This window comes from Pantoea sp. LS15 (assembly GCF_012241585.1).
Lineage (GTDB): Bacteria > Pseudomonadota > Gammaproteobacteria > Enterobacterales > Enterobacteriaceae > Enterobacter.
Map to the genome: position 1 here is coordinate 436,504 of NZ_JAAVXA010000002.1, position 8,915 is coordinate 445,418.

Here is an 8,915-nt window from a genome sequence, read left to right on the forward strand (position 1 = left end):
ACCACGCCTGAGAAAAACAGAGATGGAACAAGCGCATACCCGGTTAATCGATCAACTGAATGAACGGATCGCCGCGCCCGACAATACACCGCTGTATCTGAAATTTGCCGAAACGGTAAAAAACGCGGTGCGCAGCGGGGTGCTGGAGCATGGCAATATCCTGCCCGGGGAGCGTGACCTGAGCCAGTTAACCGGTGTGTCGCGCATTACTGTGCGCAAAGCGATGCAGGCGCTGGAATCCGAAGGGGTGGTGACGCGTGCCCGGGGCTACGGGACGCAAATTAACAACATCTTTGAATATTCGCTCAAAGAAGCGCGCGGTTTCTCTCAGCAGGTGGTGTTACGCGGTAAAAAACCCAACACGCTGTGGGTGAATAAACGCGTGGTGAAGTGTCCGGAAGAGGTAGCCAGCCAGTTGTCGGTGGAACCGGATAGCGAGGTCTTTCTGCTTAAGCGTATTCGCTATGTTGACGATGATGCGGTGTCGATTGAAGAGTCGTGGGTTCCGGTGGGGCTGATTCACGATCCGGATGCCATTGGCATCTCGCTGTATGACTATTTTCGCAGCCAGAACATCTTCCCGCAGCGTACCCGTTCACGGGTTAGCGCCCGCATGCCGGACAGCGAATTTCAGGCACATATAAAGATGGATGACAAAATTCCGGTGCTGGTGATCAAGCAGGTTGCACTTGATCAGCAGCACCGGCCGATTGAGTACAGCATCAGCTACTGTCGCAGCGACCTATATGTCTTTGTGTGCGAGGAGTAATTCCTCGCGAGTGGGGGCACAATCACCGCCACGGTGGCTGACTACCCAGGCGGCTACCGCATTACCCAGCAGAACAGAATCTGCAAGACTCCACCCTGTAGCCAGCCCGGCAAGCGTTCCGCCTGCATGACTGTCGCCTGCGCCGATTGTGTCGACCACGGTGGCGGGAAACGCCGGAACAGAACCTGAGGCGTCATCGTCATACCAGGCCGCGCCGTCTTTGTCGTGGCGAATGATTAGCGCCGAGCCAAAACGCTGTTGCCACTGTGTTCCTAAGCATGCAGGCGTCATATCAAATCGTTCAGCAGCAATCTGCGCTTCCTGGCGATTAAGCGAGACGAGCGGTTTACAGGCCATAATTCGCGCCATTAGTGCGTCAGGAATATCGGCGATGCGGGGGCCAAAATCAATAAAGGCGGTGATCGCCTGTAACCCTTCCAGCCAGGCCGTCAGGAGCTCGCCGCACGGCGATGCCAGTTGATAGCCGGAGAGATATACCAGGCTTGCTGGCGGCACGTGAAGTGCATCCAGCCAGTGCTGTTGCCACTGATTCTCCACACCGCTAAACGACATAAAAGTGCGTTCGCCATCCGGTTCTACCAGCGCCAGACACCAGCCGTTATCGCCGGTTTCGGCGTCCACGGCGCTGTGCAGATCCTGTTTTGCCATGGCGTTACGGATAATATCCGCCCACACGCCATGGCCGACGGGAAGTGCATTTTGCGACGCGATGCCGAGCCGTTTAAGGGCTATGGCAATGTTTAGCGCACAGCCGCCGATATTGACGCCCTGCTGTTTAAGCTCGATATCGCACCCGCGCCAGGGCAGGGCGTAGGCATCGGCGATAACGTCAATGACCGCTGCACCCAGCACCGTCACCGGTCGTGTCGCGTGCAATGTTTTAAGGTGTTGGGCAAACGAATTCATACGCCCTCCCTTTGCTCCCGGAAGTGCAGCAGTTTCTCGCAATAGCGACCAAAATCGAGCTGGTTTACAGCGTCGAGTTCCGCTTTCAGCTGCGGGTCAATAGCCTGCACGCCGTGCAGTGCGCCGCAGATGGCCGTCGCCATTGCGCCAATGGTGTCCGTATCACCGCCCAGGTTGGCACATAAAATGGCGCAACGGTTTGGGTCGGTTTCCGCCAGTTCAACCATCGCAATGGCCGCCGGAACGGACTCAATGGTGCTGGTTCCTGCGCCAACGAGCTGATAAATCTGCTCGCTGGCGGAGTCGATACCATTGGCTTCACGTACGGTCTTAAGCGCCAGCTCAATACGTGCCGCGAGCGATGCGCTGAAGGTGGTGGTTTTCGCCTCCTGTGCATAACGAGCGATGCCCGGCAGGGCATCGACGATGTTCTGCCAGCGTTCACCGTCGATGGCGCGCGAAACCGCCCAGGCAATCACCACCGCGCCGGCAATCGCGAGATCCGATTTATGGGTCGGGCTGGAAGCCAGCGCCACCTGTTCTACAAAATGCTCAAGGCGCGTGGCGGGTAACAGACAACCCAACGGGGAGGCACGCATAGCTGCCCCATTGGTAACACCATTGTTTTCCAGTTCGCTCACGGGCTTCCCGTCGCGGATGGCGTTAAGCGCTATTTTTGATGTCGGGCCGAGCACGTTTTTATTAAACGCGTCGAAATCGAGCGCCCAGTGCAGAATATGTTTGCCGATAACGTCTGCGTTAATCTCCCCATCACATTCGATAATCGCATCCGCCAGACATAGTGCCATGGAGGTGTCATCGGTGAACTCGGCCTGCTTAAAATAACAGGCCGCATTATTCTCCGCCGGACCAGGTAAGAAGCGGTCTATCCAGCCAAAGTGCGCTTTGACGCGCTTTCTCGGCCACAGCTCCGACGGCATGCCCATTGCATCCCCTAACGCCTGCCCATAAAGGGCACCGAGAACACGTTCTTGTTTCATTTTACTTCCCCTTGTGTCAGCGCGGCATCGCCATCAACCACCTCAATTGCGGTGATCTCTTTATCCGATTCGCGGAAAAACAGCATAAACAGCACGGCGATCACGGCAATCATGATCCCTCCGAATGCCCACATTCCGGCCCAGTTGAAGGTCAGCCCATTCACCGGCTCTTTGTATGCGAACATTTTTTCCATCATCACGCCGCCAAGGCGGTAACCCAGCAGGCTACCAAACCCCTGACAGCACAGCGTAATCAGGCCTTGCGCGGCGGTGCGCATATGAACCGGCGCTTTTTTATCCACGTAGATATACGCGGTTACGTAGTAGAAGTCGTAGCTCACGCCGTGCAGCAGAATGCCGAGGAACAGCAGGGCATAAGTGAAGTACTGTTCCGCACCGCCGTAAACGAAGAAACCATAGCGGATAGCGGCGGTGATCAGACCCAACAGTAAGACCTTCTTAATACCAAAGCGTTTGGTGAAGAACGGCAGCGCCAGCATAAAGAAGATTTCGGAGAACTGACCGAGCGTCATCCAGCCAGTGGCGTTTTTCATCCCCACTTCGGTGAGATAGCCGTTAGCGAAGATGTAATAGAAGGCCAGCGGCATGGCGAACAGGAACGAGCAGAAGAAGAACACCAGGAAGTTTTTGTCGCGCAGCAGGATCAGCGCATCCAGCCCCAGCATCACTTTGAAATCCAGCTTGCCGGTACTTTTCGGCGGCGTGTTCGGCAGGAACAGAGCGAATACGCCGAGCAGGGCGGAGCTGGCTGCGGTCATCAACAGCGGAATATTGGTATCGGAAATATCGCTAAAGCCCAGCATCTGCGGCAAGAACCCGCATGCCAGACCGGAGGCAATCCAGCCGATCGTCCCCATCACGCGGATACGCGGGAAATCGGCCTCGACGTCGTCCACGTTGGCGAAGGCAATACTGTTAGTCAATGCGATAGTGGGCATATAGGTCAGAGAGTAAACCAGCAGCAGTGGGAAGAAGGTGCTGAACTGGGTTTGCTGTGCGGCGAAGTACATCAGAATAGCACCGGCAAACATCAGCACCGCCAGTACTTTCTGCGCGGCGAAGAAACGGTCTGTCAACGAGCCGACAAGAATCGGTGAGAGGATGGCCGCGATGGCGGTACAGGCATAAGACCAGCCAATTTCTCCGGCGGTAAAACCGCTTTTGCTCAGCCACAGCCACAGCGGCACAAACCACGCGCCCCAGATAAACCATTCAATAAACATCATGAATGACAGTTGGACTTTCGTTTTCATTTTTTAATCCTGCATGTCAGAGAGGGTACGCCTTTAACATACCATTCAGTGATACCTTTTAAATACCTTTGTGGCGATTGTTTGATCAGTGTAACAGTTTTGTTGTACGCGAAACGAGCCAGCAGATTGCGCTGAAAAAAAATGCAAAAGGTGGAAAATCTGTTAAGTCGGTACCAGGCTTAGTCTGCCCGCAAATATGTGGGAATGGATTACATTCACCGACATGACGTCGGACTTACGGGAGTATCACATGACTGATATTGCGCAGTTGCTTGGCAAAGACGCCGACAGCCTTTTACAGCATCGTTGTATGACCATTCCAGCCGACCAGCTTTATCTGCCTGGTCACGACTATGTTGACCGCGTAATGGTTGATAACAACCGTCCGCCTGCGGTCCTGAGAAATATGCAGACGCTCTACAACACCGGGAGACTCGGCGGCACCGGGTATCTCTCTATCCTTCCGGTAGATCAGGGGGTTGAACATTCAGCCGGTGCATCTTTTGCGGCGAATCCGCTCTATTTCGATCCTAAGAACATTGTTGAGCTGGCGATTGAAGCGGGCTGTAACTGTGTGGCGTCGACCTACGGCGTGCTGGCCTCCGTTTCGCGTCGCTATGCCCACCGAATTCCGTTCCTCGTGAAGCTGAACCATAACGAAACCCTCAGCTACCCGACAGAATATGACCAGACCCTCTACGCCAGCGTCGAGCAGGCGTTCAATATGGGCGCGGTAGCCGTCGGGGCGACCATCTACTTCGGTTCAGAGCAGTCTCGCCGTCAGATTGAAGAAATCTCCGCAGCCTTTGAACGCGCGCATGATCTTGGGTTGGTGACCGTGCTGTGGGCGTACCTGCGTAATTCGGCGTTCAAAAAAGACGGGGTGGATTACCACGTATCCGCAGACCTGACCGGACAGGCGAATCATCTGGCGGCGACTATTGGCGCAGATATCGTGAAGCAGAAAATGGCCGAGAATAACGGCGGATACAAAGCGGTAAACTTTGGTTACACCGATGACCGTGTCTACAGCAAGCTGACCAGCGATAACCCTATCGACCTGGTGCGCTACCAACTGGCGAACTGCTATATGGGACGCGCGGGGCTTATCAACTCCGGTGGTGCGGCGGGTGGTGATACCGACTTGTCCGACGCGGTGCGTACGGCCGTGATCAATAAACGCGCTGGCGGTATGGGGCTGATCCTGGGCCGTAAAGCGTTTAAGAAATCAATGGCCGATGGGGTAAAACTGATCAATGCCGTTCAGGATGTGTATCTGGACAGCAAAGTAACGATTGCCTGACGCCTCCATCTCCCTCTCCCCGGTGGGAGAGGGTTGGGGGGAGGGCATCATCGTGCACTGTGTAAAACATCAGCGCAGAAGCGCACAATCCGGCGGTAATCTGCATTGTAGCGCGCCGGGCAAAACTTCTATGCGGAAATGCTTCCCGCTCAATGGCTCTCCGTCCAGATTAAACGTCATCCCGTGCGGAGCATTCACTTCAAACCATGCTGACTTCCCGTCAATAATATTCGGGCTCTCCTCCGGACGGGTCAATGTGGTAAACAGTGCGGGCAGCAGCCCATCACCCGTGAAAATACGCAGCTGCAACTGACCGTCATTAATCAGCGCTTCCGGGCAAAGCTGCTGCCCACCGCCTGCCTGACGACCATTACCGATACCAATCACCAGCGCGTCACCTTGCCACTGAAAATCTTCACCGCGAATTTCACAGCGGTCTGGCTTCAGGGTGTCCATCCGCATCAGTCCATGGATCAGGTATGAAACACCGCCCAGCGCCGCTTTTAGTTTTTCCGGCGTTTCGCTGGTGATGCGCGTGCCGAATCCACCGGTCGCCATATTGATAAAGCAGGTTTTGTCATTCACCTGGGCAATATCCACGGCGGTGGCTTTACCGAGGATCGCCAACTGGAGTGCTTTCTCTAAATCTGCCGGGATCCCAACGCTGGTGGCAAAATCATTGGCGGTGCCGAGCGGTAAAATGCCCATCACCGGGCGGTTGGTCTGGCTTAAATCAAACAGGGCAGACGCGATCTCATTGATGGTGCCATCACCGCCGCCGGAAATAATGGTTTTGACACCCAAGCCGAGCGCTTCATTGATATAACGTGCCGCGTCGCCTTTTTCCCATGTCACTCGCACGTGGATATGCGCACCGTCTTTACGCAAACCCTGAATTGCCTGACGCAACAGATCGTTGCCTGCACTTTTGCCATTGAGAATCAATAAACTGTCTGGATAGGTTGCCATCCGCGCTGCTCCCTTTTTTAGCGTTAGTAAGAGTGTATAGCAGGGAGGAAAAAAGCGCGTAAGAACAGGATGAAAGGAACAAACCAGGCGCGAAATCGAGTTACACTCCAGCGCTGATATTAATGTAATCGCAGGAAAGTGATGATGAATAAAATTCTGGTAAGCGCTTGCCTGATGGGCTTCCGGGTCCGCTATAACGGACGTGAAAAAGCGCGAATGAGTGAGCAACTTGCTCACTGGCAACAGGAACAACGTCTGGTTATCCACTGCCCTGAGCTTGCTGCTGGGTTGCCTGTACCTCGTCCTCCGGCAGAGATTATGTCCGCTGATGGTAATGACGTGATGCGCGGGCAAGCCAGAATTATTGAAAATACCGGGCAGGATGTGACTGAGCATTATCAGCTCGCAGCCTGGCTCGCGCTACGCACTGCTCAGGCGTCGGGGTGTCGCGCTGCATTGTTAACCGATGGCAGTCCAACGTGTGGCAGTCAGTTTATCTACGACGGATCGTTTCGCGGCATACATAAAGCGGGGATGGGGGTTGCGGCATCGCTGCTGGCAGAGCACGGGATAGCTGTGTTCACAGAGTGGCAAATCGACGAGCTTATTGCCTGGGTTGAGGAGAGAGAAGGAAAAAAATAAGCCCGCGTAAGGGAGATTACGCAGGCTAAGGAGGTGGTTCCTGGTACAGCTAGCATTTATGGGTTATGTTTTTCAGCGCTGAGGATAATACCCGTATTGAACGAAGCGGTATGTGATCCGATTCTAAGAATTATCCCAGCGTGAAAAAATTCCCCTGATTAACTATTTGCTGTGTGGGTTTCGAGTGCTTTCGCCATCGAAATTACGCATCAGCAGGGCGAACTTCAGCTCCACCTCTTCCGGAACCGGCAGCCAGACGGTATGACCGTCACCCGGTGCAACTTCAATCGCTTCACCTTTGCCGTTTTCCAGGTGTTCCAGCGTAAAGTTCATGTTGCCCTGCGGGGTCATCAGCTCCAGGCTGTCGCCTTTGGTGAACTTGTTTTTTACCGCCACGGCAGCCAGTGCGCCTTTGCGCTCGCCGGTGAAGTCGCCGACAAACTGCTGGCGCTCGGATACGGAGTAGCCGTGCTCGTAGTTCTGGTAGTCGTCGTGGGTGTGACGACGCAGGAAGCCTTCGGTATAGCCGCGGTGCGCCAGGCCTTCCAGGGTTTCCAGCAGGCTGGTATCGAACGGTTTACCGGCGGCGGCATCGTCGATGGCCTTGCGGTAGACCTGGGCGGTACGCGCGCAGTAGTAATAGGATTTGGTGCGACCCTCAATTTTCAGAGAGTGCACGCCCATCTGGGTCAGACGCTCAACGTGGGCGATAGCGCGCAGATCTTTCGAGTTCATGATGTAGGTGCCGTGCTCGTCTTCAAAAGCGGTCATGTACTCGCCCGGACGTTTGGCTTCTTCAATCATAAACACGCTGTCGGTTGGCGCGCCGATGCCCAGCGTCGGCTCAACGTTGGTTACCGGGATCGGCTCATGCTTGTGAACGATGTTGCCGATGTCATCTTCTTTGCCTTCCTGGACGTTATACTCCCAGCGGCAGGCGTTGGTGCAGGTACCCTGGTTCGGGTCACGCTTGTTGATATAGCCTGAGAGCAGGCAGCGGCCGGAGTAAGCCATGCACAGCGCGCCGTGAACAAAGATTTCGATTTCCATATCCGGCACCTGGGTGCGGATCTCTTCGATCTCTTCCAGAGAGAGTTCTCGCGACAGAATGACGCGGGTCAGTCCCATCTGCTTCCAGAACTTCACCGTCGCCCAGTTGACGGCGTTAGCCTGTACGGAGAGGTGAATGTCCATCTCCGGGAAGTTCTCCCGAACCAGCATGATTAAACCCGGGTCCGACATAATTAGCGCGTCCGGCCCCATATCCACCACCGGCTTCAGGTCACGGATGAACGTTTTCAGCTTGGCGTTGTGCGGTGCGATGTTCACCACCACGTAGAATTTTTTACCCAGGGCATGCGCTTCGTTGATGCCAAGCTGGAGGTTCTCGTGGTTGAATTCGTTGTTGCGCACGCGCAGCGAGTAGCGCGGTTGGCCCGCGTAAACAGCATCGGCACCATAAGCGAAAGCGTAACGCATATTTTGCAGCGTTCCCGCCGGGGAAAGGAGTTCCGGTTTAAACATGTTTGTTCTCGTTCTGATGACAGGTCAGATCCGCGTGCACCTGGTGCAGCGGTAAGGGGAGATCCCCCACTTTAAGGGCGGGCATTGTAGCGCTGCGGGACGGGGAGGTAAAGCGCCGGGGCGTTACGCCACTAACCCGGCGAGTTTAAACTGTGTCAGGTGTTGTCTTTTACGGTCAGGCTCGGACCATTAGTTTTCACTGATGCAATGCCCTTATCCCGCGATTGCTCAGATGCGTACATCTGGCTGCTGCCAATCACCTGATGATTGCCCGCTTTGAGGTTGAAATAAAATTTGCCGTTAGAGGCTGTTTTCTTCTCATAACGTTCCTCCAACGGGCTGTTTGAGCGCACGGAGGCAATACCGTTTTCAGCGGCACTTTTGGTGGTGTAAAGCTCACTGGTAAGAATGGTTTCTGCGTTCCCTGCTTTAAGAACGAACCTGAACTGACCATCACTACTTTTGCTTAATTCGAACCAACCAGACATAAGAACTCCTTGATCGAA

At 54.7% G+C, this 8,915-nt stretch carries 9 protein-coding genes; 3 read left to right on the forward strand and 6 right to left on the reverse strand.

The annotated features are described in order from the left end of the window. Positions 1-22: 22 nt before the first annotated feature. Complete coding sequence (locus tag HED65_RS05490; protein ID WP_114977747.1) at positions 23-769, forward strand: GntR family transcriptional regulator; 747 nt, start codon at positions 23-25, stop codon at positions 767-769. Here HED65_RS05490 and HED65_RS05495 read toward each other — a convergent pair. Genes HED65_RS05495 through HED65_RS05505 form a run of 3 tightly spaced genes read right to left on the reverse strand, consistent with a single transcriptional unit; the run spans position 743 to position 3,971 of the window. Next, on the reverse strand, positions 743-1,696 hold the full coding sequence (locus HED65_RS05495; protein WP_114977748.1) for a PfkB family carbohydrate kinase: 954 nt from the start codon (positions 1,694-1,696) through the stop codon (positions 743-745). The two genes, HED65_RS05490 and HED65_RS05495, sit on opposite strands and share 27 nt — an antisense overlap. Beyond that, positions 1,693-2,697 (reverse strand): ADP-ribosylglycohydrolase family protein, encoded by a 1,005-nt coding sequence (locus HED65_RS05500; protein ID WP_114977749.1) that lies wholly within the window; start codon positions 2,695-2,697, stop codon positions 1,693-1,695. The genes HED65_RS05495 and HED65_RS05500 overlap by 4 nt, the downstream gene beginning before the upstream one ends. After that, on the reverse strand, positions 2,694-3,971 hold the full coding sequence (locus HED65_RS05505; RefSeq protein ID WP_114977750.1) for a nucleoside permease: 1,278 nt from the start codon (positions 3,969-3,971) through the stop codon (positions 2,694-2,696). Before HED65_RS05505 ends, HED65_RS05500 begins: the two co-directional genes overlap by 4 nt. Before the next feature lie 250 nt (positions 3,972-4,221). Here HED65_RS05505 and fbaB point away from each other — a divergent pair, with 250 nt between their 5' ends. Then, positions 4,222-5,274, forward strand: a complete 1,053-nt coding sequence (gene fbaB, locus HED65_RS05510) for a class I fructose-bisphosphate aldolase (RefSeq protein WP_114977751.1) — start codon at positions 4,222-4,224, stop codon at positions 5,272-5,274. 69 nt (positions 5,275-5,343) lie between these two features. Here the strand turns inward: fbaB and yegS are convergent, their stop codons facing one another. After that, positions 5,344-6,243: a lipid kinase YegS gene (yegS, locus tag HED65_RS05515; protein WP_114977752.1), complete on the reverse strand. Its 900-nt coding sequence runs from the start codon at positions 6,241-6,243 to the stop codon at positions 5,344-5,346. Positions 6,244-6,384: 141 nt separating this feature from the next. Between yegS and HED65_RS05520 the strand changes: the two genes are divergently transcribed. Continuing rightward, positions 6,385-6,885, forward strand: coding sequence for a 2-thiouracil desulfurase family protein (locus tag HED65_RS05520; protein WP_114977753.1), 501 nt, complete (start codon positions 6,385-6,387; stop codon positions 6,883-6,885). 162 nt (positions 6,886-7,047) lie between these two features. Here the strand turns inward: HED65_RS05520 and trhP are convergent, their stop codons facing one another. Together trhP and HED65_RS05530 are read right to left on the reverse strand one after the other, a co-directional pair. Next, a complete protein-coding gene (gene trhP / locus HED65_RS05525; protein WP_049008242.1) occupies positions 7,048-8,409 on the reverse strand; it encodes a prephenate-dependent tRNA uridine(34) hydroxylase TrhP in 1,362 nt (453 codons plus the stop codon). Positions 8,410-8,564: 155 nt separating this feature from the next. Next, on the reverse strand, positions 8,565-8,897 hold the full coding sequence (locus HED65_RS05530) for a YegP family protein (protein ID WP_114977754.1): 333 nt from the start codon (positions 8,895-8,897) through the stop codon (positions 8,565-8,567). Positions 8,898-8,915 lie beyond the last annotated feature (18 nt).

Coding starts and splice junctions, on each gene's coding strand:
- HED65_RS05495 (WP_114977748.1), bottom strand. CDS start 1,696: ATGAATTCGTTTGCCCAACACCTTAAAACATTGCACGCGACACGACCG.
- HED65_RS05500 (WP_114977749.1), bottom strand. CDS start 2,697: ATGAAACAAGAACGTGTTCTCGGTGCCCTTTATGGGCAGGCGTTAGGG.
- yegS (WP_114977752.1), bottom strand. CDS start 6,243: ATGGCAACCTATCCAGACAGTTTATTGATTCTCAATGGCAAAAGTGCA.
- trhP (WP_049008242.1), bottom strand. CDS start 8,409: ATGTTTAAACCGGAACTCCTTTCCCCGGCGGGAACGCTGCAAAATATG.
- HED65_RS05490 (WP_114977747.1), top strand. CDS start 23: ATGGAACAAGCGCATACCCGGTTAATCGATCAACTGAATGAACGGATC.
- fbaB (WP_114977751.1), top strand. CDS start 4,222: ATGACTGATATTGCGCAGTTGCTTGGCAAAGACGCCGACAGCCTTTTA.
- HED65_RS05520 (WP_114977753.1), top strand. CDS start 6,385: ATGATGAATAAAATTCTGGTAAGCGCTTGCCTGATGGGCTTCCGGGTC.
- HED65_RS05505 (WP_114977750.1), bottom strand. CDS start 3,971: ATGAAAACGAAAGTCCAACTGTCATTCATGATGTTTATTGAATGGTTT.
- HED65_RS05530 (WP_114977754.1), bottom strand. CDS start 8,897: ATGTCTGGTTGGTTCGAATTAAGCAAAAGTAGTGATGGTCAGTTCAGG.